26 protein-coding genes and 2 tRNA genes are annotated in these 26688 nt (G+C 69.2%); 11 read left to right on the top strand and 17 right to left on the bottom strand.

Annotation, left to right across the window (positions count from 1 at the left end):
• Window positions 1-12: 12 nt before the first annotated feature.
• A complete protein-coding gene (locus ACZ7H1_RS12165) occupies window positions 13-744 on the bottom strand; it encodes a class E sortase (protein WP_470785889.1) in 732 nt (243 codons plus the stop codon).
• Window positions 716-1471 carry a DUF881 domain-containing protein gene (locus ACZ7H1_RS12160; protein WP_470785887.1) on the bottom strand — a complete coding sequence of 252 codons (756 nt, stop codon included), beginning with the start codon at window positions 1469-1471 and terminating at the stop codon, window positions 716-718. Before ACZ7H1_RS12160 ends, ACZ7H1_RS12165 begins: the two co-directional genes overlap by 29 nt.
• A 91-nt stretch (window positions 1472-1562) precedes the next feature.
• Between ACZ7H1_RS12160 and crgA the strand changes: the two genes are divergently transcribed.
• Complete coding sequence (crgA, locus tag ACZ7H1_RS12155) at window positions 1563-1820, top strand: cell division protein CrgA (RefSeq protein ID WP_470785885.1); 258 nt, start codon at window positions 1563-1565, stop codon at window positions 1818-1820.
• Window positions 1821-2020: 200 nt separating this feature from the next.
• Here the strand turns inward: crgA and ACZ7H1_RS12150 are convergent, their stop codons facing one another.
• Together ACZ7H1_RS12150 and ACZ7H1_RS12145 are read right to left on the bottom strand one after the other, a co-directional pair.
• Entirely contained in the window at window positions 2021-2881 is an 861-nt protein-coding gene (locus ACZ7H1_RS12150; protein WP_470785883.1) for a rhomboid family intramembrane serine protease, read from the bottom strand.
• Between the two features lie 14 nt (window positions 2882-2895).
• A complete protein-coding gene (locus ACZ7H1_RS12145) occupies window positions 2896-3423 on the bottom strand; it encodes a peptidylprolyl isomerase (RefSeq protein WP_470785881.1) in 528 nt (175 codons plus the stop codon).
• 189 nt (window positions 3424-3612) lie between these two features.
• Between ACZ7H1_RS12145 and ACZ7H1_RS12140 the strand changes: the two genes are divergently transcribed.
• Complete coding sequence (locus tag ACZ7H1_RS12140) at window positions 3613-4323, top strand: DUF5324 family protein (RefSeq protein WP_470785879.1); 711 nt, start codon at window positions 3613-3615, stop codon at window positions 4321-4323.
• An 83-nt stretch (window positions 4324-4406) separates the two neighbouring features.
• Here the strand turns inward: ACZ7H1_RS12140 and ACZ7H1_RS12135 are convergent, their stop codons facing one another.
• On the bottom strand, window positions 4407-4775 hold the full coding sequence (locus ACZ7H1_RS12135) for a hypothetical protein (protein ID WP_470785878.1): 369 nt from the start codon (window positions 4773-4775) through the stop codon (window positions 4407-4409).
• A 180-nt stretch (window positions 4776-4955) separates the two neighbouring features.
• Between ACZ7H1_RS12135 and ACZ7H1_RS12130 the strand changes: the two genes are divergently transcribed.
• Window positions 4956-6659: a proline--tRNA ligase gene (locus ACZ7H1_RS12130; protein WP_470785877.1), complete on the top strand. Its 1704-nt coding sequence runs from the start codon at window positions 4956-4958 to the stop codon at window positions 6657-6659.
• A gap of 237 nt (window positions 6660-6896) precedes the next feature.
• Here ACZ7H1_RS12130 and ACZ7H1_RS12125 read toward each other — a convergent pair.
• Window positions 6897-6969, bottom strand: a tRNA-Ala gene (locus ACZ7H1_RS12125).
• Between the two features lie 159 nt (window positions 6970-7128).
• Between ACZ7H1_RS12125 and ACZ7H1_RS12120 the strand changes: the two genes are divergently transcribed.
• Both ACZ7H1_RS12120 and ACZ7H1_RS12115 read left to right on the top strand, forming a co-directional pair.
• Window positions 7129-7677: a helix-turn-helix domain-containing protein gene (locus tag ACZ7H1_RS12120; RefSeq protein ID WP_470785876.1), complete on the top strand. Its 549-nt coding sequence runs from the start codon at window positions 7129-7131 to the stop codon at window positions 7675-7677.
• A gap of 27 nt (window positions 7678-7704) precedes the next feature.
• Complete coding sequence (locus ACZ7H1_RS12115) at window positions 7705-9060, top strand: serine/threonine-protein kinase (protein WP_470785875.1); 1356 nt, start codon at window positions 7705-7707, stop codon at window positions 9058-9060.
• Here ACZ7H1_RS12115 and ACZ7H1_RS12110 read toward each other — a convergent pair.
• From ACZ7H1_RS12110 to dnaA, 11 genes are all read right to left on the bottom strand, one after another.
• Window positions 9047-10342, bottom strand: a complete 1296-nt coding sequence (locus ACZ7H1_RS12110) for a hypothetical protein (protein WP_470785873.1) — start codon at window positions 10340-10342, stop codon at window positions 9047-9049. The genes ACZ7H1_RS12115 and ACZ7H1_RS12110 overlap by 14 nt on opposite strands.
• A 132-nt stretch (window positions 10343-10474) precedes the next feature.
• Window positions 10475-10609 carry a DLW-39 family protein gene (locus ACZ7H1_RS12105; RefSeq protein ID WP_208809277.1) on the bottom strand — a complete coding sequence of 45 codons (135 nt, stop codon included), beginning with the start codon at window positions 10607-10609 and terminating at the stop codon, window positions 10475-10477.
• Between the two features lie 147 nt (window positions 10610-10756).
• Window positions 10757-10830, bottom strand: a tRNA-Ile gene (locus tag ACZ7H1_RS12100).
• Between the two features lie 70 nt (window positions 10831-10900).
• Window positions 10901-11551, bottom strand: a complete 651-nt coding sequence (locus tag ACZ7H1_RS12095; protein ID WP_470785872.1) for a DUF3566 domain-containing protein — start codon at window positions 11549-11551, stop codon at window positions 10901-10903.
• Between the two features lie 3 nt (window positions 11552-11554).
• Window positions 11555-14161 (bottom strand): DNA gyrase subunit A, encoded by a 2607-nt coding sequence (gene gyrA / locus ACZ7H1_RS12090; protein ID WP_470785870.1) that lies wholly within the window; start codon window positions 14159-14161, stop codon window positions 11555-11557.
• Between the two features lie 41 nt (window positions 14162-14202).
• Window positions 14203-16227 (bottom strand): DNA topoisomerase (ATP-hydrolyzing) subunit B, encoded by a 2025-nt coding sequence (gene gyrB, locus ACZ7H1_RS12085; protein WP_470785868.1) that lies wholly within the window; start codon window positions 16225-16227, stop codon window positions 14203-14205.
• 303 nt (window positions 16228-16530) lie between these two features.
• A complete protein-coding gene (locus ACZ7H1_RS12080; protein WP_470785867.1) occupies window positions 16531-17076 on the bottom strand; it encodes a DciA family protein in 546 nt (181 codons plus the stop codon).
• Window positions 17073-18209 (bottom strand): DNA replication/repair protein RecF, encoded by a 1137-nt coding sequence (gene recF / locus ACZ7H1_RS12075; protein WP_470785865.1) that lies wholly within the window; start codon window positions 18207-18209, stop codon window positions 17073-17075. Before recF ends, ACZ7H1_RS12080 begins: the two co-directional genes overlap by 4 nt.
• Before the next feature lie 34 nt (window positions 18210-18243).
• The gene (gene gnd, locus ACZ7H1_RS12070; RefSeq protein ID WP_470785863.1) at window positions 18244-19119 is read right to left on the bottom strand and encodes a phosphogluconate dehydrogenase (NAD(+)-dependent, decarboxylating); all 876 of its coding nucleotides are present in this window, start codon (window positions 19117-19119) and stop codon (window positions 18244-18246) included.
• 164 nt (window positions 19120-19283) lie between these two features.
• Window positions 19284-20414: a DNA polymerase III subunit beta gene (gene dnaN / locus ACZ7H1_RS12065; RefSeq protein ID WP_470785963.1), complete on the bottom strand. Its 1131-nt coding sequence runs from the start codon at window positions 20412-20414 to the stop codon at window positions 19284-19286.
• An 849-nt stretch (window positions 20415-21263) separates the two neighbouring features.
• On the bottom strand, window positions 21264-23030 hold the full coding sequence (dnaA, locus tag ACZ7H1_RS12060; RefSeq protein WP_470785861.1) for a chromosomal replication initiator protein DnaA: 1767 nt from the start codon (window positions 23028-23030) through the stop codon (window positions 21264-21266).
• A gap of 353 nt (window positions 23031-23383) precedes the next feature.
• Here dnaA and rpmH point away from each other — a divergent pair, with 353 nt between their 5' ends.
• The 6 genes from rpmH (at window position 23384) to rsmG (ending at window position 26688) form a co-directional block, all read left to right on the top strand.
• On the top strand, window positions 23384-23521 hold the full coding sequence (gene rpmH, locus ACZ7H1_RS12055) for a 50S ribosomal protein L34 (RefSeq protein WP_030457638.1): 138 nt from the start codon (window positions 23384-23386) through the stop codon (window positions 23519-23521).
• A gap of 21 nt (window positions 23522-23542) precedes the next feature.
• Window positions 23543-23917, top strand: coding sequence for a ribonuclease P protein component (rnpA, locus tag ACZ7H1_RS12050; RefSeq protein WP_470785859.1), 375 nt, complete (start codon window positions 23543-23545; stop codon window positions 23915-23917).
• Window positions 23914-24195 (top strand): membrane protein insertion efficiency factor YidD, encoded by a 282-nt coding sequence (yidD, locus tag ACZ7H1_RS12045; protein WP_219664616.1) that lies wholly within the window; start codon window positions 23914-23916, stop codon window positions 24193-24195. Before rnpA ends, yidD begins: the two co-directional genes overlap by 4 nt.
• 3 nt (window positions 24196-24198) lie before the next feature.
• Window positions 24199-25302 (top strand): membrane protein insertase YidC, encoded by a 1104-nt coding sequence (gene yidC, locus ACZ7H1_RS12040; RefSeq protein WP_470785857.1) that lies wholly within the window; start codon window positions 24199-24201, stop codon window positions 25300-25302.
• A gap of 15 nt (window positions 25303-25317) precedes the next feature.
• A complete protein-coding gene (locus ACZ7H1_RS12035) occupies window positions 25318-25833 on the top strand; it encodes a Jag family protein (protein ID WP_470785856.1) in 516 nt (171 codons plus the stop codon).
• A gap of 111 nt (window positions 25834-25944) precedes the next feature.
• A complete protein-coding gene (gene rsmG / locus ACZ7H1_RS12030; protein ID WP_470785854.1) occupies window positions 25945-26688 on the top strand; it encodes a 16S rRNA (guanine(527)-N(7))-methyltransferase RsmG in 744 nt (247 codons plus the stop codon).

The raw sequence follows: 26688 nt of genomic DNA, 5'->3' as shown, positions 1-26688 counted from the left end.
TCGGGCAACAGACTACGGGCTGGCCTGCCCCGCGGGCCGGGTCTCGGTGAGTTCCGCCCACACGATGAGACGGTGACTGTGCCCCCACTCCGGATCACAGGTGGTGAGCGTGAGGTAACGGCCCGGCACCGTGAACCCCGATTTCCGCGGCACCGGGTCGATGACCGCCACGTCCGTCGGCAGCGTCCGCAACGGCCCCTTGCGCACCGTGTACGTGTATGCCGCCACCGCGTCCTTGAGGATCACCGCGTCTCCCGGGCGCAGCCGCGGGAAGTCCTTGAACGGGTCGCCGTACGTCCGCCGGTGCCCGGCCACGGCCACGTTTCCCGTGCCGCCCGGCGGCGCGGTCCCCTCGTAGTGCCCGAGGCCCTTCTTCAGCACGCCGGTGCCCGTGCCCTCCAGGACCGGCTTGTGCCAGCCGGCCCCGAACCGCGGGATGTACATCACCGCGAAGGCCCGCCCCACCGGGTACGCGACCCGGGCGGACCGCCGGGCGCCCGCCTCCTGCGGGGCTTGCGGGGCTCCCGCGGCGGGCTCCCGGGCCGCCCAGCGGTCCCGCAGCCCCTCCAGCTCCCCGTCCATGGCCCGGTCGGCCTTGACCCCGGTCCAGAACAGCACGTACGCGACGAACAGCACGATGACCGTCCCTGCGGTCAGGCACAGCTCGCTGAAGGTCCGCACGACCAGCCGCAGCACCCGCTCGGGGCGCACGGTCTCACGACGTGGTCTCCACAGGCTTCGCATAGTGGAGGTCCACTGTGCCGGAGTACCCCGGCAGAGTCATCGCCTTGTGCTCGTCCACTTTCCAGCCCAGCCCGTACGCGTTCACGTACGCCTGGTAGTTCTGGATCGCCGGCGACGCGGCCAGCGCGTTCTGCAGCGCGTCCGGGTCGCCGACCGCCGTGACCTTGTACGGCGGGGAGTACACGCGGCCCTGGAGGATCAGGGTGTTGCCCACGCAGCGCACGGCGCTCGTGGAGATCAGGCGCTGGTCCATGACCCGGATCCCGCGGGCGCCGCCCTGCCACAGGGCGTTCACGACGGCCTGCAGGTCCTGCTGGTGGATGACGAGGTCGTTGGGCTGCGGCTCGGGGACGTTGGGGATGCGGGCCTTGGCGCCGGGCGGGGCGTCGTTGAGGGTGACGGTGACGGCCCGGCCGGTGATGGGTTCGGTGCCGGCGGCCTTCTGGAGGGCCTTGAGCCGGGCGTCCTCGGCCGTGGTGCTGCCGTCGTCGCGCTCGGCGAGGGCGTCGACCTGGCGGCGGACGGCGCTGGTGGCGTCCTCGAGGCCGGCGTTCTCGTGGCTGCGCTCCTGGATGAGGTCGGACAGCTTCAGGAGGGAGTCGTCCGTCCGGATGTTCGTACCCTTGGAGGTGTTGAAGCTGGTCACGAAGATGAGTCCGGCAAGGGCGAAGACGGCGAGCGTGAGGAGCCGTACCGGCCTCCGGTCGGAGTCGTCGGAATTGCTCAACGTACCCTTCTCCTTCAACGCCGTAAGAGCCACTACGCTAACGGACGCCCGGGGAGGCAGAGTCCCCAGCGCATCGACAGGAGAGCCCCTCGTGCCGAAGTCACGGATCCGCAAGAAGACCGACTACACGCCGCCGCCGGCAGCCAAGCAGGCCCAGTCCATCAGGCTGACGAACCGCAGCTGGGTGGCACCGGTGATGCTGGCGCTGTTCCTGATCGGTCTCGCCTGGATCGTGATGTTCTACGTCACCGACACCCGGCTGCCCGTCGAATCCCTGGGCAACTGGAACATCGTGGTCGGTTTCGGCTTCATCGCCGCGGGGTTCGGCGTATCCACCCAGTGGAAGTAAGTCAAGCTCTCCCCATACTTATCCACAGCGCTATCCACAGCTGAGGAAAAGACAGAAGATCTGTGGATAACTTGGACCCAGGTTGACGCCGGTGTGATTGATTCGGCCGTCTACCTGGGTCCTTGTCTGTCCGGGGCGTGTTCCGCATCGTGCACAAGATCCACCACGGACTGTGGACAACTTGTGCTGTGGGTGACTGCTCAGGTGAGCGCAGCGGTCCTCAGGAGCACGGTGACGACGACGGCGAGGATCACGACCGCGTAGGTTCCCCACTGCCAGAGCGCGCGGTGGTTGCGGGGGGCGTGGACCATGCCGATGCCGATGGCGGCGCCGCCGACGAGCCCGCCGATGTGGGCCTGCCAGGAGATCCCGCTCCAGCCGAAGGTCAGCACGAGGTTGAGGACGAGCAGGGCGATCATGGGGCGCATGTCGTAGCGCATGCGGCGCATGAGGACGGCGGTGGCGCCGAAGAGCCCGAAGATCGCCCCGGAGGCGCCGAGGGTGAGGCTGAGGGGCGGTTCGAGCAGGTAGACGAGGGCGCTTCCGGTGAGTCCCGAGCCGAGGTAGAGGGCGATGTACCGCGCGCGTCCGAGGGCGGCTTCGAGCGGCGGCCCGAGGAACCACAGGCTGAGCATGTTGAAGCCGATGTGCCAGATCTCGGCGTGCAGGAACACCGACGTGACCAGCCGGTACCACTGGCCTCCGGCGACGCCCTGGACGGTGCCGTCGATGTCGAGGTAGCCGCCGATGAGGGCGAGCTGGTCGACGAACCGGTCTCCGTAGACGCGTACGCCGAGGAAGACCGCCAGGTTGATGCCGATGAGCAGCTTGGTGACGAGGCTGGTGTCGGTGGCGAGCGTGCCGCCGGCGACGGTGCGGGGTTCGGTGGCGGCGGGGCTGTGGCCCGTGCCGGATCCGGTGCGGACGCAGTCGGGGCACTGGAAGCCGACGGATGCGTCGATCATGCATTCGGGGCAGATCGGGCGGTCGCAGCGGGTGCAGCGGATGCCGGTTTCGCGGTCCGGGTGCCGGTAGCAGTGCGGCAGTTCGTCGGTGTCCATGGCCCCCGCCCGGTTCAGCGCTTCTCGATGACGACGGTTTCGATGACCACGTCGTGCAGGGGGCGCTCGGTGCGCGGGTTGGTGGGGCTCCCGGCGATGGCGCTGACGACCTTGCGGCTGGCTTCGTCGGTGACCTCGCCGAAGATGGTGTGCTTGCGGGTCAGCCAGGCGGTGGGGGCGACGGTGATGAAGAACTGGGAGCCGTTGGTGCCGGGGCCGGCGTTCGCCATGGCCAGCAGGTAGGGCTTGGTGAAGGCGAGGTCGGGGTGGAACTCGTCGGCGAACTGGTAGCCGGGGCCGCCGGTGCCGTTGCCGAGGGGGTCGCCGCCCTGGATCATGAAGCCGCTGATGACGCGGTGGAAGACGGTGCCGTCGTAGAGGCGGTCGGTGGACTTGATGCCGGTTTCCGGGTTGGTCCACTCCCGCTCGCCCTGGGCGAGCTCGACGAAGTTGCGGACCGTTTTCGGGGCGTGGTTGGGCAGCAGTTCGATCTCGATGTCGCCCTGGTTGGTCTTCAGGGTGGCGTAAAGCTTCTCGGCCACGAATCTGCCTTCCGTATTCCTCGGTCGTTCTCAGTCTTCGCTGACGTCCCTCGATCCTCGCATGGACCAAGGTGCCTGCGAGGGGGACACCCAGATGCCTTTCCTCGCATGCCTCCGGGCGGTTTGACAGGCATGATCCGACAAAGGGTGGAAAGGTGAGCTGTGTCCGCCACCGAGGAGGAGGATCACGTGACCCGCAACGACGGCGTGCGCGCCGCTACGAGCACGGCGAAGGACAGCATCCGGCACGCAGCGGAAGTGGTGGCGCCGTACGCAGGGACTGCCAAGGACGCAGCGGTGCACTACGCGCACGAGACGCGCGTGATGGTCGCGCCGAAGGTTTCGACTGCGGCCCAAGAGGCCGCCCGGCAGTGCCGTACGCAGTACGGCGCCCATGTGGCGCCACACCTGGCGCAGGCCCGCGGTGCACTGCCGCCGCAGGTCGACGAGGCCGCCACGAGGATGGTCCGCGGTACGCGCAGGGCGGCCCGGCAGGCCGTCGACTACGCGCAGCCGCGGTGGGAGAGTGCGGTCGCGGCGGCGCAGCCGGTGGCCGAGGAGGCTGCTTCGCGGTCGGTCGCGGCTGTCGCGGCGCTGCGCGGCCAGGTGTCGGCGGACGAGGTCCGCAGGCTGGTGAAGCGGCAGCGGCGGCGTGCTCGTGCTGGCAAGGTGTTCAAAGGCGTGGCGATCGTGGGCCTGCTGGCGGCCGGTGCGTACGCCGCGTGGCGCTGGTGGGACCAGCAGTCGAACCCGGACTGGCTGGTGGAGCCGCCGGCGGCGACGGAGGTGTCGGACCGGGGCGGGCTGTCCTCGGTGGACGGCAGTGGTGGTCGTCTGGACGACGAGATCGCGGCGAAGGAGGCCGAGGCGGACGCGGACGGGAACGACGGCCGCCGCTGAGCCGGCAGGTGTGCGCGGGCCGCGGCCCGGATCCCGTGACGGGATCCGGGCCGTGGCCGTTTCGCGTGTGCCGTTTCGCGTGCTCAGGCCTTGTCGCCGTGATCGCCGTGGTCGCCGTGGGGCGGCGGCTTGGGCGCGGACCTCTTGGCCGTTCCGGGCGGTGCCGGGTGCGTCGCGGACCTGGATCCGGTGTCCGGCTCGTGGGGGACGGCGGTGTGCTGCGGCGGCGCGGAGCGCTTGGCCGCTTCCGGCGGGGTGTGGCTGAGGTCCATGCCGGGGGCGAGGGACACGGGGCGCGTGGGCGGCGGGGGCGCCGCCATGCGTTCGGCGGTCCGCCGGGCCGCGTCGGCGGACTCCGCTGCGCGGGCGGTTCCGGCGGCTGCGGCGGAGCCCTTCCCGGCGGCTTCGTCCGCCTTCTGCTTGTCGTGCTTGAGGAAGTCGAAGAGTCCCATGATCGTGTACGCCTCCGGCGGGTGCGGTCCCCTTCCTCCACTGTCCTGCACACCTGTGCGGACCGCGCCTCGCGTACGCCGTCCGGGGGACGGGGCCGGTGAGGGGCTTCGAATCCGCGTTGCGGCGCGCCCGGCGGGGCGGATTTCATGGCTGCCCCCGCCGATGCTCGAGGAGTCGTGATGGTTCAGGTGCTGCGCATGTCCCGGTTGATGGTCAAGACGCTGCGCGAGGATCCGGCGGACGCGGAGACGGTGAGCCACCGGCTGCTGGTGCGGGCGGGGTACGTGCGGCGGAGTTCGGCCGGCGTGTGGAGCTGGCTGCCGCTGGGGCGCAAGGTCCTGGAGAACGTGTCCCGTGTGGTGCGGGAGGAGATGGACGCGGCCGGCGGGCAGGAGGTGCTGCTGCCGGCGCTGCTGCCTCGGGAGCCGTACGAGGCGAGCGGCCGCTGGGAGGAGTACGGGGAGCTGCTGTTCCGGCTGCGGGACCGCAAGGGCGCGGACTATCTGCTGGGGCCGACGCACGACGAGGTCTTCACGCTGCTGGTGAAGGACCAGTGCGCGTCGTACAAGGACCTGCCGGTGATCCTCTATCAGATCCAGACGAAGTACCGCGACGAGGCGAGGCCGCGGTCGGGGGTGCTGCGGGGCCGCGAGTTCCTGATGAAGGACGCGTATTCGTTCGACGTGTCGGACGAGGGGCTCGCGCAGTCGTACGCCGTGCACCGTGCGGCGTACCGGCGGATCTTCACGCGGCTGGGGCTGGACTTCCGTATCTGCGCGGCGGTGTCGGGGGCGATGGGCGGTTCGGCGTCGGAGGAGTTCCTGGCGCCGGCGGCTGCGGGGGAGGACACGTACGCCGACTGCCGGTCGTGCGGGTACGCGGCGAACACCGAGGCGGTGACGTTCGTGCCGGAGCCGGTGCCGGAGGCGGTGGCGGCGGGCCGCGGGGCGCTCGGCGAGGTGGACACCCCGGATACGCCGACGATCGAGCTGCTGGCCGCGCGGCTGGGCGTGCCGGCGTCGGCGACGCTGAAGAACCTGCTGGTGAAGGTGGACGGGGAGATCGTCGCGGTGGGCGTGCCGGGCGACCGGGAGGTGGATCTCGGGAAGCTGGCCGAGCACCTGGCCCCGGCGGTGGTGGAGCTGGTGACGGAGGAGGACTTCGCCGTCCGCCCTGATCTGGTGCGGGGGTACGTGGGCCCGCAGGGGCTGGGGTCCGTGCGCTATCTGGCGGATCCGCGGGTGGCTCCGGGCACGGCGTGGGTGACGGGCGCGAACCGGCCGGGCGTGCATGCGCGGGACGTGGTGTGCGGCCGGGACTTCACGGTGGACCGCTACCTCGACGTGGTCGTGGTGCAGGACGGGGATCCCTGCCCGTCCTGCGGCGCCGGGCTGGCGCTGGACCGGGCGGTGGAGGTCGGCCACATCTTCCAGCTGGGCCGCAAGTACGCCGATGTCTTCGGTCTGGACGTGCTGGGCCCGGAGGGCAAGCCGGTGCGGGTCACGATGGGCTCGTACGGCATCGGGGTGTCCCGGGTGGTGGCGGCGCTGGCGGAGCAGTCGGCGGACGAGCGGGGGCTGTGCTGGCCCGCGGAGGTGGCACCGGCGGACGTCCACGTGGTCGCAGCGGGCAAGGCGGTGCAGACGGAACTGGCGCTGGAGCTCGCGCAGCGCCTGGCGGCTGCCGGGGTCCGGGTGCTCGTGGACGACCGGGCGGGGGTGTCCGTGGGGGTCAAGTTCACGGATGCGGAGCTGATCGGGGTGCCGCGGATCCTGGTGGTGGGCCGGGGGGCCGCGGAGGGTGTGGTGGAGCTGCGCGACCGGCGCTCGGGGGCGCGCGAGGAGCTCCCGGTGGCGGCGGCGGTGGCCCGCTTCGCCGGCTGAACCGGCGTCCCGGGACGCCCGGCCGTCCGCCCCGGGACGCCCGGTCCGCGGATTCTTCGCGGGCGCCGCCCCCGAAACCGGCGCCCGCGACGGGCTGCCGTCTCACCGGGGGCGGTGCGCACTGGCCGCCGAACTCCGGCCCCGGCAGGGCCCGGTGAGCCCCTCCGCAGTCTGCGCCGGCGCACGCAAAAAGACCCCTCCGACCAGCGTTTCCGCAGGTCGGAGGGGTCTTTCTTGTGGAGCCTAGGGGAGTCGAACCCCTGACATCTGCCATGCAAAGACAGCGCTCTACCAACTGAGCTAAGGCCCCGGAACATGGATGCGCCCACCGACGAGAAGTCGCTCGGCCACGTCCGCAGACCAGAGTACCGGGTCACCCCCGGGATACCGCAAAATGATAGGGACTCCCGGTCTGCGACCACGCTCCGTAAGATGCTCGCGAGGTTCGCACCAGCGAAGGGGAGTAGTAGTGGACGCAGTGCAGCAAGAGGCCACGGCGAGAGCCAGGGAACTTCAGCGGAGCTGGTACGGGGAGCCGCTCGGCGCCCTCTTCCGCCGGCTCATAGATGACCTCGGCCTCAACCAGGCCCGCCTCGCTGCCGTGCTGGGCCTTTCGGCGCCCATGCTGTCCCAGCTGATGAGCGGCCAGCGGGCCAAGATCGGCAACCCGGCAGTGGTCCAGCGCGTCCAGGCCCTCCAGGAACTGGCCGGACTCGTGGCCGACGGCAGCGTCAGCGCAGTGGAGGCCACGGACCGGATGGACGAGATCAAGAAGACCCAGGGCGGCTCGGTGCTCAGCAACACCGGCCAGACCACGACGAGTTCCGGTGCCCCCACCGTCAAGCGCGTCGTCCGCGAGATCCAGTCGCTGCTGCGCTCGGTCGCGGCCGCCGGCGACATCATCGATGCCGCGGACTCCCTCGCCCCGACCCACCCGGAACTGGCAGAGTTCCTCCGGGTGTACGGCGCCGGGCGCACCGCGGACGCGGTGTCCCACTACGAGGCGCACCAGGGCTGACACCAGACGGGGAGCGGGCGCAGCGCGATGGGTGAGGTCTTCGCCGGTCGGTACGAACTGATCGATCCGATCGGACGAGGGGGAGTCGGCGCCGTCTGGCGGGCCTGGGACCACCGGCGGCGGCGGTACGTCGCCGCGAAGGTGCTCCAGCAGAGCGACGCCCACACCCTGCTGCGCTTCGTGCGCGAGCAGGCGCTGCGGATCGACCACCCGCACGTGCTGGCCCCGGCCAGCTGGGCGGCGGACGACGACAAGGTGCTGTTCACCATGGACCTGGTGAGCGGCGGCTCCCTCGCCCATGTCATCGGCGACTACGGGCCGCTCCCGGCCCGGTTCGTCTGCACTCTCCTCGACCAGCTGCTGTCCGGGCTGGCCGCGGTGCACGCGGAAGGCGTCGTGCACCGCGACATCAAGCCCGCGAACATCCTGATGGAGGCCACCGGGACCGGGCGGCCGCACCTGCGGCTGTCCGACTTCGGCATCTCCATGCGCATGGGCGAGCCCCGGCTCACCGAGACCAACTACGTCGTCGGGACGCCCGGTTACTTCGCCCCCGAGCAACTGCTCGGCGCCGAGCCCGATTTCTCCGCGGACCTCTTCGCCGTCGGCCTCGTCGCGCTGTACCTGCTGCAGGGTCAGAAACCAGATTCCCAGGCCCTCGTGGAGCACTTCTTGGTCCACGGCACCCCCGCGGCCCCGCAGGGCTTCCCCGAGCCGCTGTGGCAGGTGCTCGCGACCCTCCTCCAGCCGGACCCCCAGGCCCGCTTCCGGACCGCCACAGGGGCGCGCAAGGCCCTTGCCGAGGCCGTGGACCTGCTGCCGCCCGCAGCGGCCGACGAGGAGCCCGTCGAGGTGTTCGACCAGCTGGGTCCGCTGCCCGCCGGATTCGGCCCCTCAGGCCCCGCCACGGCCCCGCCGTCACCGCCCCCGGCCACGCCCTCGCCGTCGCCCACGCCGTCACCCTTGCCGCCGCCCTCGCCCTCGGCCTCGGCCGCCCCCGTACCGGCGCAGTTCGGCCCTCCGCCGCAGCCCGTGCACACGCCCGGTCCGGCGACCGTCTACTCGCCGGGCGATCCCACCCAGACCGCGTACACCGCGCCCGCCCCGCAGACCGCACACGGGGCCCGTGCGGTCCCCGGTGGGCAAGCGCACTACGGCGGTGTTTCACGTGAAACATCGGCGTCGGAGACCGGAAGCTTCCACCTGGCCCCGCCGGCCGACTCCACCCGGCCCTACACCGCCCCCCAGCCGGCCCGCGGGCCGCTGGATCAGCCCGGCGCCCGCCAGCCGTCGGCGGGCCCGCCCGCCAAGGTGGCCGTACCGGTGCTGCTGCTGGCCCTGGTGTGCTTCGCCGTCGGCTTCTGGGCCCTCACGCAGACCTGACGCCGGCCCGCCGGGCCAGCAGCGTCCACGCGCCCAGTCCGAGCACGAGCACCGTGCCGGTCCCGATGCCGCCCGCGGCCACGATGCCCATGGTGGAGCGCCGGTCGGCGGCGTCCTGCGCCTCGGCCGCCGTCAGGCCCTCCCGGGCGGCCGTCCGGTCGTCCCCGGAGACCCCGAAACCGGCGGCGACGGCGTCCTCGCCGTAGGCGGGGGCCCCGGCCTCGGTGCCCTCGACCTTCACCCGCAGGGTGAGCGGGATCGGCTCGGCGTCCGCCACGAACTCGCCGACCTCCTGATCCACCGTCACGGCCAGGTAGTACCAGCCGGCGACCCGGGTCTGCCGCACCCACCCGTCGTTGGAGTAGCGGTTGTTGTAGGCCACGGGAGCCGTCTTGCCGAAGGCGACCATCGCCTGCTTGCCGTCGTACGACTTGCTCTCCGAGCCGACCTCGGTGCGGACCGGGCTGTAGAGGGTCATGGCGAGCCCGGAGCCCGCGGACCCGTAGTCCTTGGTCATCTTCGGCGCCTTGGCCAGCTCCGCGCTGACGCTGAGCTGGCGGCCCCACTCCACCGGGATCCGGTAGAAGCGGGTCTCGCCGGGCCGCAGCCCGTCCTGCCAGGCGCCCGTCTCCAGGGCCCGCGCGTCGTTGAAGCCCGTACCGCCCGTGCGGACCGTGCCCGCCCCGGAGGGCGGCACCGGCGGCGTCGAGGGCCAGGCGCTCACGGCCGGCTCGGGGGCGCTGCCGGTCGTCAGGCCGGGCTCGCGCATCACCTTCAGCTCGACCGGCCAGTCGCCCTGCGCCGAGTCCTTGTCGGAGGTGCGCACGATCTTCACGTAGTACGTGCCGCGGTCCTGGCAGTCGCCATCCTCCTGGAGCCGCCGTACGGCCACGTCGGAGATCGGGCGGGGCTGGTACGAGCCGAAGGTGGCGCGGTCGCCGCTGCCGCACTCCTGACCGCCGCGGGTCATCAGCACCACGTCGATGCCGTCCCCGTAGGCGACCTTCGCGCCCGGAGCGGGCCGGGCCACCGCCGAGATGTACACGCTCGACCGGTCGTCCAGGGACAGTTGGTAGAACCGCTCACCGGGCGCGAGGGTGTCCTCGTACGTCCCGCCGGCCTCCAGCGTCGGCGCCGTGGCCGAGCTGTCGCCGCCCTGGACGGGCCGGCTGCCCGGCCCCTTCACGTACGGGTACTCGGCCGCGTGGGCCGCTCCCGGGACGCCCGCGAGCAGCCACACCGCCGCTCCCGCCGCCACCGCTCCACGGAACTGCCTCTTCACGCCCCACCCCACGGCACACACCGGATTTGCCACCGCAAGCCAAAACTTTGCAAACCTGAATTTATCGTCGCAGAACAGCACAAAGCCCCGGCCGCAGCGGCAGCCGGGGCTTCATGAACTCAGCCTTGGGTCTCACACACCGGAACCGGACGGCACCGAGTCGGTCGCCTCGGTCCACAGGTCCTGCTCGGCGCGGTCCGCCTGGATCTGGCGGTACACGAGGAGCCCGCCGATGGCGGCCAGTGCAACCAGGAGAAGCTTCTTCACCGCGCGACCTCGTCTTTCATTGACGTTGGGGACTTCTGGCGCCCGACTATACACACCGACCGATACCGATTGGTTATCTGGGAACGACCCAACTGCCGCAACGGCAACGGCCCGGCGGAGAATCTCCGCCGGGCCGTTGCCGTTCTGTGGGGCTAACAGGATTTGAACCTGTGGCCTCATCCTTATCAGGGATGCGCTCTAACCAACTGAGCTATAGCCCCTCCGCGCTGCGCGCTGACTCCTGAAGATTAGCGCACAGACCCGGGAGTTCCCAAATCGCTGGTCACAGGCCTACTCGTCCTCGGCGAGGGTGAGCTCAACACCGCCCACGAAGCCCGCCGAGAGGTTGTAGATGAAGGCGCCCAGCGTCGCCAGCGCCGTTGCCAGCACCACGTCGATCACCGCGATCACCGACGTGAAGATCAGCACCCGCGGCAGCGAAAGGAACGACTGGAGGTCGAAGCCGTTGGACTCGTTCGAGCCAGTGGCCTCGCTGATGGTCCCGCCGACCGTCGAGAACACCCCCATGGCGTCCATGACCATCCACAGCACCGCGGACGCCACGATCGTGCAGATGCCCAGCGCGATCGACAGCAGGAAGCTGACCTTCATCACCGACCACGGGTCGGCCTTCGCCACCCGCAGCCGCGCCTTGCGGGTACGCGGGGTCGTCCGGGCCGCGCCCGTGCGCGGGACCCGCTCACCGCCCCGCGCGGGCGCCCCCGGGCCGGCGCCCGGGGTCGCGTACGCCTGCGGCGGGTGGTACGGCCCCGCCTGGGGCTGTGCCTGCGCTGCCTGCGCCATCGCCTGAGGCTGCGCCTGCGGCTGCGGTGCTCGCGGGTCTCGCGGGTCCGTCACGGTTCCCCCCTTGGAGTCCGCGGCCGGGCCACGGGCACCGTTCGCTCCAGGCGTGGCCGATCCGGCGCCCGTGGCTCCACTCACGCTTTACTCCTCGTGCTCCCCGGCCGGGGCTTCGGTGCCCTCGGCGGCCTCCACGGCCTGTCCCTCGGCCGCGTCGGTCTCGTCGACCTCTTCAGCGTCCTGACCGGCCTCGGCGTTACGAGCGATGCCGACCACGGCATCGCGCTTCCCCAGGTTGATCAGCTGGACGCCCATGGTGTCACGGCCGGTCTCCCTGACTTCATTGACGCGCGTACGAATCACACCACCACTGAGGGTGATTGCAAGGATTTCGTCGGTTTCGTCCACCACGAGCGCTCCCACGAGCGACCCGCGGTCCTCCACAATCTTGGCCGCCTTGATACCCAGACCACCACGGCCCTGGACGCGGTACTCGTCCACCGGCGTCCGCTTGGCGTAGCCGCCGTCGGTCGCGGTGAACACGAACGTACCCGGGCGCACCACGCTCATGGAGAGCAGTTCGTCACCTTCACGGAAACTCATGCCCTTCACACCGGACGTCGCACGGCCCATCGGGCGCAGCGCGTCGTCGGTGGCCGTGAAACGGATCGACTGCGCCTTCTTGCTGATGAGCAGCAGATCGTCCTCGGCGGACACCAGCTCCGCACCGATCAGCTCGTCGGCAGTGCCGTCGGCGCCGTCGGCGCCCGTCTCCCGGAGGTTGATCGCGATGACGCCACCCGAACGGGGCGAGTCGTAGTCCTTCAGCGCCGTCTTCTTCACCAGACCGGCCTTCGTGGCCAGGATCAGGTACGGAGCCGCGTCGTAGTCGCGGATCGCGAGGATCTGCGCGATCTTCTCGTCCGGCTGGAACGCAAGCAGGTTCGCCACGTGCTGACCACGCGCGTCCCGGCCCGCATCCGGCAGCTCGTACGCCTTGGACCGGTACACCCGGCCCTTGTTCGTGAAGAACAGCAGCCAGTGGTGCGTCGTCGACACGAAGAAGTGGTCGACCAGGTCGTCCTGCTTCAGCTTCGTGCCGCGCACGCCCTTGCCGCCGCGCTTCTGCGAGCGGTAGTCCTCGGTCTTGGTCCGCTTGACGTAACCGCCGTGCGTGATCGTGACGACGATGTCCTCTTCGGCGATCAGGTCCTCGATGGACATGTCACCGTCGAACGGCACCAGCTTGGACCGCCGGTCGTCACCGAACTTCTCGACGATCGCCGCCAGCTCCTCGCTGACGATCGAACGCTGCTTCTCCGGCGACGCCAGGATCGCGTTGTACTCGTTGATCTTGGCCTGGAGCTCGTCGTGCTCCGCGACGATCTTCTGCCGCTCCAGGGCCGCCAGGCGCCGCAGCTGCATCTCCAGGATGGCGTTCGCCTGGATCTCGTCGATCTCCAGCAGGCCCATCAGGCCCTCGCGCGCGATCTCGACGGTGTTGCTGCGCCGGATCAGCGCGATGACCTCGTCGATCGCATCCAGCGCCTTCAGCAGACCGCGCAGGATGTGAGCGCGCTCCTCCGCCTTGCGCAGCCGGAACTTCGTACGCCGGACGATGACCTCGATCTGGTGCTGCACCCAGTGACGGATGAACGCGTCGATCGACAGCGTGCGCGGCACCCCGTCGACCAGCGCCAGCATGTTCGCGCCGAAGTTCGTCTGCAGATCGGTGTGCTTGTACAGGTTGTTCAGCACGACCTTGGCGACCGCGTCCCGCTTGAGGACGATCACCAGGCGCTGGCCGGTCCGCGACGAGGTCTCGTCGCGGACGTCCGCGATCCCGCCGATCTTGCCGTCCTTCACCAGGTCGGCGATCTTCTGCGCGAGGTTGTCGGGGTTGGTCTGGTACGGAAGCTCCGTCACCACCAGGCACTGGCGGTTCTGGATCTCCTCGACCTCCACCACCGCGCGCATCGTGATCGAGCCGCGGCCGGTCCGGTACGCCTCCTCGATGCCCTTGCGGCCCACCACCAGCGCACCCGACGGGAAGTCAGGGCCCTTGATCCGCTCGAGGAGCGCGTCCTGCAGCTCCTCGTGCGACGCGTCCGGGTGCTCCAGCGCCCACTGCGCGCCGGCCGCGACCTCGCGGAGGTTGTGCGGCGGGATGTTCGTCGCCATACCGACCGCGATACCCGCCGAACCGTTCACCAGCAGGTTCGGGAAGCGCGCCGGCAGAACCGTCGGCTCCTGGTTGCGGCCGTCGTAGTTGTCCGTGAAGTCGACGGTCTCCTCGTCGATGTCCCGGAGCATCTCCATGGCCAGCGGCATCAGCTTGCACTCGGTGTACCGCATCGCGGCCGCCGGGTCGTTGCCCGGAGAACCGAAGTTGCCGTTCGAGTCCACGAGCGGCATGCGCATCGACCACGGCTGCGCCAGGCGGACCAGCGCGTCGTAGATCGAGGAGTCACCGTGCGGGTGGTACGTGCCCATGACGTCACCGACGACACGGGCGCACTTGTAGAAGCCCTTCTCGGGCCGGTACCCGCCGTCGTACATCGCGTACAGCACGCGCCGGTGCACGGGCTTGAGGCCGTCCCGCACGTCGGGCAGCGCACGCGACACGATGACGGACATCGCGTAGTCGAGGTAGGAGCGCTGCATCTCCGTCTCGAGCCCCACGGGCTCGATCCGCAGCTGCGGCCCCTCATCGGGCGTCTCGGTGGAAACAGGAGTGTTCTCGTCGGCCATTGCTGGTCAGAAGTCCTTTCAGGCGGTCAGCTGAGACCGACTCAGATGTCGAGGAAGCGGACGTCCTTGGCGTTGCGCTGGATGAACGAACGCCGGGCCTCGACGTCCTCACCCATCAGCACCGAGAACAGGTCGTCGGCCTGCGCCGCGTCGTCCAGCGTCACCTGGCCGAGGACCCGGTGGTCCACGTCCATCGTCGTCACGCGCAGCTCCTCGGCGTTCATCTCGCCGAGACCCTTGAAGCGCTGGACCGAGTCGTCCTTGATCCGCTTGCCGTTCTGCTTGCCGAGCTCGACCAGGGCGTCGCGCTCACGGTCCGAGTACGCGTACTCGAAGTCGTCACGACCCCACTTGATCTTGTACAGCGGCGGGCGCGACAGGTACACGTGCCCCGCCTCGACCAGCGGCCGCATGAAGCGGAACAGGAACGTCAGCAGCAGCGTGTTGATGTGCTGACCGTCGACGTCGGCGTCCGCCATCAGGATGATCTTGTGATAGCGGAGCTTCTCGATGTCGAAGTCCTCGTGCACACCCGTGCCGAAAGCGCTGATCAGCGCCTGCACCTCGGTGTTCTGGAGGATCTTGTCGATCCGCGCCTTCTCGACGTTCAGGATCTTGCCGCGGATCGGCAGGATGGCCTGGTACATCGGGTTGCGGCCCGACTTCGCGGAACCACCGGCCGAGTCACCCTCGACGATGAAGATCTCGCACTTCGTCGGGTCGTTCGACTGGCAGTCCGACAGCTTGCCCGGCAGCGACGCCGACTCCAGCAGACCCTTGCGACGCGTCAGGTCGCGCGCCTTGCGCGCCGCGACACGCGCCGTCGCCGCCTGGATCGACTTGCGGACGATGTCCGCGGCCTCGTTCGGGTTCCGGTCGAACCAGTCGTTCAGGTGCTCGTGGACCACCTTCTGGACGAAGGTCTTCGCCTCCGTGTTGCCCAGCTTGGTCTTCGTCTGACCCTCGAACTGCGGCTCGCCCAGCTTCACCGAGATGATCGCCGTCAGACCCTCGCGGATGTCCTCGCCGGCGAGGTTGTCGTCCTTCTCCCGCAGCAGCTTCTTGTCACGCGCGTAACGGTTCACCAGACCCGTCAGCGCCGCACGGAAGCCCTCCTCGTGCGTACCGCCCTCATGCGTGTGGATCGTGTTCGCGAAGGAGTACACGCCCTCCGTGTACTGCGAGTTCCACTGCATCGCGATCTCGACCGAGAGCATCCGCTCCTTGTCCTCCGACTCGACGTCGATGACGGTCGGATGGATCAGCTCGCCCTTGCGCGCGTTCAGGTACTTCACGAAGTCGACGATGCCGCCCTCGTAGTAGTACTTGACCGTCCGCGCCTGGTCGTCGTCGGACTCCTCCGCGGAATCCGCACCCACGGTCGCCTTCGCCGACTCACGCTCGTCGGTCAGGCTGATCGTCAGGCCCTTGTTGAGGAAGGCCATCTCCTGGAAGCGCCGCGACAGCGTCTCGAAGGAGTACTCGGTCGTCTCGAAAATGTCCGGATCGGCCCAGAACGTCACCGACGTGCCGTGCTCGTCGGTCTCCTCGTTCTTCGCCAGCGGCGCCGTCGGCACACCCAGCTTGTAGTCCTGGGAGAACCGGTGGCCATCACGCTTGACCTCGACCGAGACCTTCGTCGACAGCGCGTTCACCACGGACACGCCCACACCGTGCAGACCGCCGGAAACGGCATAACCGCCGCCACCGAACTTACCGCCCGCGTGCAGGACCGTGAGCACGACCTCGACCGCAGGCTTCCCCTCGGACGGCACGATGTCCACCGGGATACCGCGGCCGTTGTCGACCACCCGCACGCCGCCGTCCGGGAGGATCGTCACGTCGATGGTGTCCGCATGCCCGGCCATCGCCTCGTCGACCGAGTTGTCCACGACCTCCTGCACCAAGTGGTGCAGGCCACGCTCGCCCGTCGATCCGATGTACATGCCCGGCCGCTTGCGGACCGCATCCAGGCCCTCCAGGACCTGGATGTTGCTGCCGGTGTACTGATTGTTCTCGTTGGGGTTGCCGGAATCGGCCACGAAGCGCCCTTTCTGGCACAGCACAGGCCGGACTCCGGGCCAGCAGGCATGCAAGCAGGAGCGGCTGCGTCGATCTGCATTGTCAGCGTTCTCAGCGGGATCCCGCCGAAGAGGCGGGATTCTCCCCCAGTCTACCGGTACCACGGACATGAATGGGGGTTTGCCGGTACCTGAGTCCGCATGTGCCGCCCTGAACCCACGTCGCCCGACTCCCCATATCCGGGAAGGGGCCCAAAGAGGCTCACACGGGCATCCAGCCCTTCGGCCTGTCAACCTCCGACTACCGTGCGGGACACCACACCCCCCACACCCCGCAGCCGGCCCACCTCACCCGTACGTATCCCCCGGCCCCGTACTCCCCGGCGCACGCAACGGCCCGTACCGCCGCACGCCCCCGCCCGGCGGCAGCACCCTGATGAACCGCACCGTCCCCTGCCCCAGCTGCCCGTTCAACCGCGCCACCAGCTCCGGAGTCAGATGCCGCAGCTGCACCATCCACGCCGACGAATCACACCGCACCGTCAGCTCGCGCTTCTCCGGATCCGCGTCGTACGCCTCCGGCCGGCAATGCGCCGCCACCTCCGGACCCACGATCTCGTCCCAGCGCTGCATCACCCCCGCCACCGCCATCGGCTGCTCCCAGCCGTGCTCGGTGCGCATCCGCTCCAGCGCCGCACCCAGCCGCATCGGATCCCGGCCGTCCGCCCGCGCCCCCGACCGCAGACCCCCCTGCCGAGCCCGCTTCTTGTCGTTCACCGCCGCACCACGCGCCCGCGCAGCCTCCTTGGCAGCGGCCAGCGCCTGACGCGCAAGATCCACACCCGTCGGCTCGGGAACCTTCCGCGGCTCGCCCTTCGGATCCACACCGCTCACAGCCGGCTCACCTCACCGCCCGAAACCGCGTACCGGGAACCCACCAGCACACCCGGAACGTCGTCGTCCACAGCTGCCGTCACCAGCACCTGCTCACCCGGAGCCACCAGCTCCGCCAGCCGCTCCCGACGCCGCGCATCCAGCTCCGCGAACACGTCGTCCAGCACCAGCACCGGCTCACTGCCCTCCGCACGCAGCAGGTCGTACGAAGCCAACCGCAAAGCCAACGCATACGACCACGACTCACCGTGGCTCGCGTACCCCTTCGCCGGCAGCTCCCCCAGCCGCAGCACCAGCTCGTCCCGGTGCGGACCGACCAGCGTCACACCCCGCTCGATCTCCTGCTTCCGCGCCTCGCCCAACGCCACCAGCAGAGCCGCACACAGCTCCTCGCGCGAACTGTGGACGGCGCTGTCGACCGCCTCGCCCACCGAACTGCGGTACACCAGACCCAGCGGACCACCGCCCGGCGCCAGCTGCTCGTACGCCTTGTCCGCCAGCGGCTGCAGCACCGCCACCAGATCCAGCCGCTGCGCCAGCAGCTCCGCACCCGCCCGCGCCAGATGCTGGTCCCACACGTCCAGCGTCGACATGTCCATCGACCGGCCGCCGTGCCGCCGCGCCATCGCCGCAGACTTCAGCAGCGTGTTCCGCTGCTTCAGCACCCGCTCGTAATCCGACCGCACCGCCGCCATCCGCGGCGACCGCGCCGTGATCAGCTCGTCCAGGAACCGGCGCCGCTCACCCGGATCGCCCTTCACCAGCGCAAGATCCTCCGGCGCGAACAGCACCGTCCGCACGATCCCCAGCACGTCACGCGGCCTGACCTGCGAAGACCTGTTGATACGGGCACGGTTCGCCCGCCCCGGATTGAGCTCCAGCTCCACCAGCTGCTGCCGCTCGCCCTGCACGACCGCCGCACGGATCACCGCACGGTCCGCCCCCATCCGCACGAGCGGTGCATCAGAGGACACCCGGTGGCTGCCCAGCGTCGCCAGATAGCCGACGGCCTCCACCAGATTCGTCTTGCCCTGGCCGTTCGGCCCCACAAAAGCCGTCACGCCCGGGTCGAGCGGAACCTCGGCCCGGGCGTACGAGCGGAAGTCGGCCAGCGACAGATGCGAAACATGCACGATGCGCCGACCTCCCCCGGCTGCTGCTGTGTCGTTACTTCTTCTCGACCGCGTGGCCGCCGAACTGATTGCGCAGCGCGGCGATCATCTTCATCTGCGGAGAGTCGTCCTGACGGGACGCGAACCGCGCGAACAGCGAGGCGGTGATCGCGGGCAGCGGCACGGCGTTGTCGATCGCCGCCTCCACCGTCCAGCGGCCCTCGCCCGAGTCCTGCGCGAAGCCCTTGAGCTGCTCCAGGTGCTCGTCCTCGTCCAGCGCGTTCACCGCCAGGTCCAGCAGCCAGGAACGGATGACCGTCCCCTCCTGCCAGGACCGGAACACCTCGCGGACGTCGGTGACCGAGTCCACCTTCTCCAGCAGCTCCCAGCCCTCGGCGTAGGCCTGCATCATGGCGTACTCGATGCCGTTGTGGACCATCTTCGCGAAGTGGCCCGCACCGACCTTGCCGGCGTGCACCGCACCGAACTCACCGGCCGGCTTCAGCGCATCGAAGATCGGCTGGACGAGGGCGACGTGCTCCTTCTCGCCGCCGTACATCAGCGCGTAGCCGTTCTCGAGGCCCCACACACCGCCGGAGACGCCGCAGTCCACGAAGCCGATGCCCTTGGCGGCCAGCTCCGCGGCGTGCTTCTCGTCGTCGGTCCAGCGGGAGTTCCCGCCGTCGACCACGATGTCGCCCGGGGACAGCAGCTCGGACAGCTCGTCGACCGTCGACTGGGTCGCCTCGCCGGCGGGGACCATCACCCACACGACCCGCGGGCCCTGCAGGCTGTCCACAAGTTCCCGCAGGCTGTGGACGTCGGCGAGGTCGGGATTGCGGTCGTATCCGATGACGGTGTGGCCTGCGCGGCGGATGCGCTCGCGCATGTTGCCGCCCATCTTGCCGAGACCGATGAGACCGAGCTCCATCAGGTTTTCCTTAAGCGTTGAGGCGATTCTTCGCGGCGGTTCTTACCCGGCTCCGAGCCTACGCCGGGGCGGCCGCCCCGGCGTCACGGGCTTTCCGGGAAAGCCGTCAGGCCCGGCCCCGCAGCCTGCGGGGCCGGGCCTGACCTGCACGTCCGGGCGGAGATTCAGCCGGACAGCCGGACCGGCATGATCAGGTACTTGTACGCCTCGTCCGCCTCGGCGTCGACGGCCGGGCGGCCGCTGAGCAGCGCCGGCTTGGTCGACGTGGTGAAGGACAGCTGCGCGACCGGCGAGTCGATGGCGCTCAGGCCGTCGAGCAGGAAGGTCGGGTTGAAGGCGATCGAGATGTCGTCGCCCTCCAGCTTGGCGTCCACACGCTCCACAGCCTGTGCATCGTCACTGGAACCGGCTTCGAGGATCAGCACGCCCTGCTCGAAGCTCAGCCGCACCGGGGTGTTCCGCTCGGCGACGAGCGCGACACGCTTGACGGCCTCCACGAAGGGGGCGGTCTCGATCACGGCGATGGAGTTGAACTCCGTCGGGAAGAGCGTGCGGTACTTCGGCAGGTCGCCTTCGAGGAGGCGGGTGGTGGTACGGCGGCCGGCGCCCTCGAAACCGATGAGGCCTTCGCCCGCACCCGAGCCGGACAGCGCCAGGGTGACGGTGTCACCGCTGGTCAGCGACTTGGCGGTGTCGAGGAGCGTCTTCGCGGGCACGAGCGCCACGGCGGACGCGTCCGGGTTCTCCGGCTTCCACAGGAACTCGCGGACCGCGAAGCGGTAGCGGTCGGTGGAGGCGAGGGTGACGCGGTCGCCCTCGATCTCGATGCGGACACCGGTCAGCACGGGCAGCGTGTCGTCACGGCCGGCGGCGATGGCCACCTGTGCGGCGGCGGAGGCGAAGACCTCACCGGGGACGGTGCCGGTGGCGGTGGGCATCTGGGGCAGCGCCGGGTACTCCTCCACAGGCAGGGTGTGGAGTGTGAACCGGGAGGAGCCGCAGACCACGGTCGCCCGTACACCGTCTGTGGAAATCTCGACGGGCCGGTTGGGGAGGGCGCGGCAGATGTCGGCGAGCAGGCGGCCGGAGACGAGGACGGTGCCGTCCTCCTCGACGTCGGCGTCGACGGAGACGCGGGCCGAGACCTCGTAGTCGAAGCCGGAGAGGCTGAGGGAGCCCTCCTCGGCCTTCAGGAGAAGGCCTGCGAGAACGGGCACCGGCGGCCGGGCCGGAAGGCTACGGGCCGCCCACGCCACCGCCTCCGCGAGAACATCGCGCTCCACCCGGATCTTCACCGGAACCGCCTCCTGCTGTTGCTGGCTCGCCCTGCTGGCCTTCGTCGTCGGCTGACTGCCGGAGACCAGTCTGACGTACGGCACCGACAGTCGGTGCTGCTGCCCGTCAAGTCGGGCCCGAGTCGTTGGGGCGGCCTCTCGACGAGTTGTGCACAGGTCCTGCTTGAAAACGGATTCCGAGCTAACTCTCTATGGGGGTAGTAGTAGGCCTTGTGGATACCGTGGATAACCCGATTTCCGCAGGTCAACACCGGTTTTTTGTCCCCAACCCCTGTGGGTGGCACCGGTGGACAACATGGGCAGCTTGTGGAGAACAGAAAGTTCTGCACATCCCGTCCCCAGGACGGGCCTAGTACTCCACAGATCCGTCCCCAGCTTTACCCGGCTTGCCCACAGGGCAACCGTCCACCTTGGTGTGACGCCTTTCACTCGGGGCGGTGATGGAGGGCGGTCCGTTGCCGAACAGTGGACAACGGTGTGGGTAAGACGGCCCAAGCTGTGCACAAGATGCCCCAGGCTGTGGGCCACCGGTGGACAACATCTGTGGGCGGTCCTGTGGACAAAATTTCCGTCCACAGGCTGTGGATTCTCTCGCCCACAAATTCACAGCCCCCTGACCTGCCCTGATGGGCACTCAGGACCCTGCCCTGTGGACAGATTGTGGGCGCCGCACCCGGTCCCCAGGGTGTGGACGACAAAAACTCCCCAGATCTGTGGGCAACTTACGTAACCACCTCACTAATCGAACGGACAGCTCATCTGTCCAACGCCACGGCAAGGCAGAAGGGCGCCCCGGGAGTTGTCCCGGGGCGCCCTTCTGCGTGTGCTCGGCCGCCTCGCGGCCCGCCGTCAGCCGTTCTTGATGCGGTTGGTGAGCTCCGTGACCTGGTTGTAGATGGAGCGCCGTTCGGCCATCAGGGCGCGGATCTTGCGGTCCGCGTGCATCACGGTGGTGTGGTCGCGGCCGCCGAACTGGGCGCCGATCTTCGGCAGGGAGAGGTCGGTGAGCTCGCGGCAGAGGTACATGGCGATCTGCCGGGCGGTGACCAGGACGCGGCTGCGGGAGGAGCCGCAGAGGTCGTCGACGGTCAGTCCGAAGTAGTCGGCGGTGGCCGCCATGATCGCGCCGGCCGTGATCTCGGGTGCGGAGTCCTCGCCGCCGGGGATGAGGTTCTTGAGGACGTCCTCGGTGAGTCCGAGGTCGACCGGCTGCCGGTTGAGGCTGGCGAAGGCGGTGACCCGGATCAGTGCGCCTTCCAGTTCGCGGATGTTGCGCGAGATCCGGGAGGCGATGAACTCGAGGACCTCCGGCGGGGCGTTCAGCTGCTCCTGGACGGCCTTCTTGCGGAGGATCGCGATGCGGGTCTCGAGCTCGGGCGGCTGGACGTCGGTGATCAGTCCCCACTCGAAGCGGTTGCGCAGCCGGTCCTCCAGGGTGACCAGCTGCTTGGGCGGCCGGTCGGAGGAGAGCACGATCTGCTTGTTCGCGTTGTGGAGCGTGTTGAACGTGTGGAAGAACTCCTCCTGCGTCGACTCCTTGCTCGCGAGGAACTGGATGTCGTCGACGAGCAGGATGTCCATCTCGCGGTAGCGCTTGCGGAAGGCGTCGCCCTTGCCGTCGCGGATGGAGTTGATGAACTCGTTGGTGAATTCCTCGGAGCTGACGTAGCGCACGCGGGTGCCGGGGTAGAGGCTGCGCGCGTAGTGCCCGATGGCGTGGAGCAGGTGGGTCTTGCCGAGGCCGGACTCGCCGTAGATGAAGAGCGGGTTGTAGGCCTTGGCGGGGGCTTCGGCGACGGCGACTGCGGCGGCGTGCGCGAAGCGGTTCGACGCTCCGATGACGAAGGTGTCGAAGAGGTACTTGGGGTTGAGCCGGGCGGTGGGCTCGACGGGTCCGGAGGAGGAGCCGGAGGGCGCGGGGGGCGGCGCGGCTGCGCCGCCGGGGCGGCCGGGCGGGGGCTGCTGCTCGGAGCGGTCGGGCCGCTGCTGCTCGTACGGCTTGGGTTCGTACGGGTAGGGCTCGTACGGGGGCTGCTGGTCGTAGCCGGAGGGGTCGGGCTGCTGGCGGTAGCCGTGCTGGGGCTGCTGGGGGCCGGCGTAGGGGTCGCGCTCGGGGAAGCCGCCGAGGCGGGGCTGCTGCCAGCCGTAGTCGTCCTGCTGGCCGGGGCGGGGCCAGGCGCCGGGTTCGGGGCGGGGCTGCTGGTAGTCCGGGTAGGCGGGCCGGACGGTGGGCAGGTCGTCGCCGGGGCGCTGGCCGTAGTTGTCGTATCCGTTGTCGCGGCGGTCCTGGTCCTCGTAGCGCGGCTGGGGGGCCGGCGGGGCGGGGGCCGGGGCGGGGTCGCCGGCGGAGTCGTCGACGGTGATGGCGATGCGGATGGGGCGGCCGCATTCGCGGCTGAGGGTTTCGCTGATGAGGGGGGCGAGGCGGCCCTCGAGGACCTGCTTGCCGTACTCGTTGGGTACGGCGAGGAGGGCGGTGTCGGCGACCAGCGCGAGGGGCTGGCAGCGCTCGACCCACTGGCGGTCCTTGGGTTCGATGCCCGGGTTTCCGTCGCCGAGGAGGTGTTCGAGGACCCTTGGCCACACTGCGGCAAGATCGGCAGGTACGTCAGCCACAGGGCACGCTCTCTCACAGGTCCCACGAATGTGTGGTTCTTTGGGACGGTCGGGACAAAAAAATGCGGGGTCTAGTCAAGGTAGTCAGGGCGACCGCTGCGGTTCAAGTTGTTGTCCACAGGCTGTGCACAGTGGGGGCCGGTCAGGGTTCGGTTTGACCGGATGGCGTAGCCGCGCGTACCGTAACGAGGTCGAGTTGTCGATGGCTGCTGCCGCCTGCCTACCGATGGGCGAAGGTCACTGATAGTGATCGTTTAGCGGTGCCACTCGGGCGATACGCGAGTTTCTTCGTGGGCGCACGGTGACAGCCAGGCGATGTCCCGCCACAACGATTCATTCTCTGGAGCCCCCGAGTGAGCAAGCGCACCTTCCAGCCGAACAACCGTCGTCGCGCCAAGACCCACGGTTTCCGTCTGCGTATGCGTACCCGTGCCGGCCGCGCGATCCTCGCGAACCGCCGTGCCAAGGGTCGCAGCGCCCTGTCCGCGTAATCGCGCACAGGTCATGACGTCGTGCTGCCTACCGAAAATCGGCTGAGGCGGCGCGAGGACTTCGCGACCGCGGTACGACGAGGCCGCCGGGCAGGCCGCCCGCTTCTCGTCGTACACCTACGTACCAGCGGTGCAACGGACCCGCACGAGCCGGGGGACTCTGCTTCCCCGACGCGTGCGGGTTTCGTCGTCAGCAAGGCCGTGGGCGGTGCGGTCGTCCGCAACAAGGTGAAGCGCAGGCTGCGTCACCTGATGCGCGATCGGCTCGCTGTGCTGCCCCCCGGTAGCCTGGTTGTGGTGCGTGCGCTGCCCGGTTCGGGCGACGCCGACCACGATCAGCTGGCCCGGGACCTGGATGCCGCTTTCGAGCGGCTGCTGGGAGGCGTGGCTCGATGAAGTACCCGCTGCTCGCTTTGATCAAGCTGTACCAGTGGACGATCAGTCCGCTGCTCGGGCCGGTGTGCCGCTACTACCCGTCGTGTTCGCACTACGGGTACACGGCCATCGACCGGCATGGTGCGGTGAAGGGGACTGTTCTGACCGCCTGGCGGATCCTGCGGTGCAATCCGTGGTCGCCGGGCGGTGTCGATCATGTCCCACCTCGTAAACGCCCGCGTTGGCATGAACAGCTGCGCAGTGCGTTGCGTAGACCTCGCAATGCTCAAGGAGCCTGATTAGTGGACACGATTGCCAGTCTGTTCAGCTTTATCACCACGCCCGTCTCATGGGTGATCGTCCAGTTCCACAGCCTTTACGGTGCGCTCTTCGGGGCGGACAGCGGGTGGGCCTGGGGCCTCTCCATCGTGTCCCTGGTGATCCTGATCCGTATCTGCCTGATCCCGCTGTTCGTGAAGCAGATCAAGGCGACGCGTGGCATGCAGGCGCTCCAGCCGAAGATGAAGGCGATCCAGGAGCGCTACAAGAACGACAAGCAGCGTCAGTCCGAAGAGATGATGAAGCTGTACAAGGAGACGGGTACGAACCCGCTCTCCTCGTGCCTTCCCATCCTGGCGCAGTCTCCGTTCTTCTTCGCGCTGTACCACGTGCTGGCGAGCATCGCCAGCGGCAAGGAAATCGGCGTTCTCGACGAGAACCTCGTCGACAGTGCCCGTGAGGCGCACATTTTCGGTGCTCCGATCGCCGCGAAGTTCATGGACAGCCCGGAGAAGGTCGAGGCGCTGGGCGCCTCCCTGCTGGACGTACGCATCGTGACCGCCGTCATGATCGTCCTGATGTCGCTGTCGCAGTTCTACACCCAGCGTCAGCTGATGCAGAAGAACGTGGACCTCTCGGTCAAGACGCCCTTCATGCAGCAGCAGAAGATGCTGATGTACATCTTCCCGGTGATCTTCGCGGTCATGGGCATCAACTTCCCCGTCGGTGTTCTCGTCTACTGGCTGACCACGAACGTGTGGACCATGGGCCAGCAGATGTACGTGATCAACCAGAACCCGACGCCGGGTTCGAAGGCCCAGGACCAGTACCTGCAGCGTCTGCTCAAGCACGTCACCTCTCACGGTGATGTGAAGGGCCGCCGCCGGAGGAACATCGTGACGGCGATCGTGGCCAAGGGCCCGGACCGCAACGACAACGAGCGCCGCTTCATCACGGCGCTGTCGAAGCAGGGTCTGGCCGCTCAGGCCGACGGCTCTGTGATCAAGAGTTCTGAGGCCACGGCGGATGCGGATGCCGCGAGCGGTGGTGCGCCGAAGCGGCAGCAGCCGAAGCGGCAGTCGAAGTCGCAGCGTCAGAATCCCCCCAAGCCCTCGTCCAAGAAGTAAGAAGGAGTCCATCCCGTGACGGAAGGCACCACCTCCTCCGCTGCCGCCGAGGGTGGCGACACTCTCACCCGCCTGGAGCAGGAAGGTGAGATCGCGGCCGACTACCTCGAGGGTCTGCTCGACATCGCCGATCTGGACGGCGACATCGACATGGATGTCGAGGCCGACCGGGCCGCGGTGTCGATCATCAGTGACTCGGGCGGCCGGGATCTTCAGAAGCTCGTCGGCCGGGACGGTGAGGTCCTGGAGGCTCTTCAGGAGCTGACGCGTCTGGCCGTGCACCGGGAGACCGGTGACCGGAGCCGGCTGATGCTGGACATCGCGGGCTTCCGTGCGCAGAAGCGCGAGGAGCTGACGGCTCTGGGCGCCAAGGCCGCGGACGAGGCGAAGAGCAGCGGCCAGCCGGTGAAGCTCGACCCGATGACGCCGTTCGAGCGGAAGGTCGTCCACGATGCCGTGGCGGCCGCGGGTCTGCGCAGTGAGTCCGAGGGCGAGGAGCCGCAGCGCTTCGTCGTTGTTCTCCCGGCCTGACCGGAGCAAGTCGAGAAGTCGGCCCCGTCTGTATCGCAGGCGGGGCCGATCTTTGTCAGCCTGGCATTCAAGCCACCACAGTGTTCAGTCAGCACAGTGTTCAGTCCCACAGTGCGGTACGGAAGGACGGTCCCCGTGACGGAGGCAGCAGCTGAGCTTCCCCCGGCTCCGGAAGAGGCCCGGGCGGTATTCGGTGAGTATTTCCCGGAGGCTGTCCGGTACGCGGAGCTGTTGGCGGACGCGGGGGTCAAGCGCGGCCTGATCGGTCCGCGGGAGGTGCCGAGGCTGTGGGAGCGGCACCTGCTGAACTGTGCCGTGCTGTCGGAGGTGGTGCCGGAGGGCGTCACCGTCTGTGACGTGGGCTCGGGTGCGGGTCTGCCGGGTATTCCGCTGGCGCTGGTGCGTCGTGATCTGAAGATCACGCTCCTGGAGCCGCTGCTGCGGCGGACGAATTTCCTCCAGGAGGTCGTGGAGCTGCTGGGCCTGGACCACGTCACGGTGGTGCGCGGACGTGCGGAGGAGATGCTCGGCAAGCTGCAGCCGGTGCATGTGGTGACCGCGCGCGCGGTGGCGCCGCTGGACCGGCTGGCCGGCTGGGGTGTGCCGCTGCTGCGGCCGTACGGCGAGATGCTGGCGCTGAAGGGGGACACCGCCGACGAGGAGCTGGTGTCCGCGAAGGCGGCGCTGAGCAAGCTCGGTGTGGTGAAGACCTCGGTGCTGCAGGTGGGTGAGGGCGTTGTCGACCCGATGACCACGGTGGTGCGGGTCGAGGTGGGCGAGAGCCCGGGTGGTGTGCGGTTCGCGGCGAAGCGGGCGAAGGCGGCCCGGGTGGGGCGTGTGCGCAGGCGCCGGTGA

It is taken from the genome of Streptomyces sp. NPDC037401 (assembly GCF_055602345.1).
Note: the sequence above shows the minus strand (reverse complement) of the source record. Positions and strands in the feature narration are given on the sequence as shown.

Excerpts from the sequence above, each read along its gene's own strand:
- gnd (WP_470785863.1), bottom strand. The coding sequence starts at position 19,119 with ATGGAGCTCGGTCTCATCGGTCTCGGCAAGATGGGCGGCAACATGCGC.
- ACZ7H1_RS12165 (WP_470785889.1), bottom strand. The coding sequence starts at position 744 with ATGCGAAGCCTGTGGAGACCACGTCGTGAGACCGTGCGCCCCGAGCGG.
- ACZ7H1_RS12115 (WP_470785875.1), top strand. The coding sequence starts at position 7,705 with ATGGGTGAGGTCTTCGCCGGTCGGTACGAACTGATCGATCCGATCGGA.
- ACZ7H1_RS12130 (WP_470785877.1), top strand. The coding sequence starts at position 4,956 with ATGGTTCAGGTGCTGCGCATGTCCCGGTTGATGGTCAAGACGCTGCGC.
- gyrA (WP_470785870.1), bottom strand. The coding sequence starts at position 14,161 with ATGGCCGACGAGAACACTCCTGTTTCCACCGAGACGCCCGATGAGGGG.
- yidD (WP_219664616.1), top strand. The coding sequence starts at position 23,914 with ATGAAGTACCCGCTGCTCGCTTTGATCAAGCTGTACCAGTGGACGATC.
- ACZ7H1_RS12150 (WP_470785883.1), bottom strand. The coding sequence starts at position 2,881 with ATGGACACCGACGAACTGCCGCACTGCTACCGGCACCCGGACCGCGAA.
- ACZ7H1_RS12135 (WP_470785878.1), bottom strand. The coding sequence starts at position 4,775 with ATGGGACTCTTCGACTTCCTCAAGCACGACAAGCAGAAGGCGGACGAA.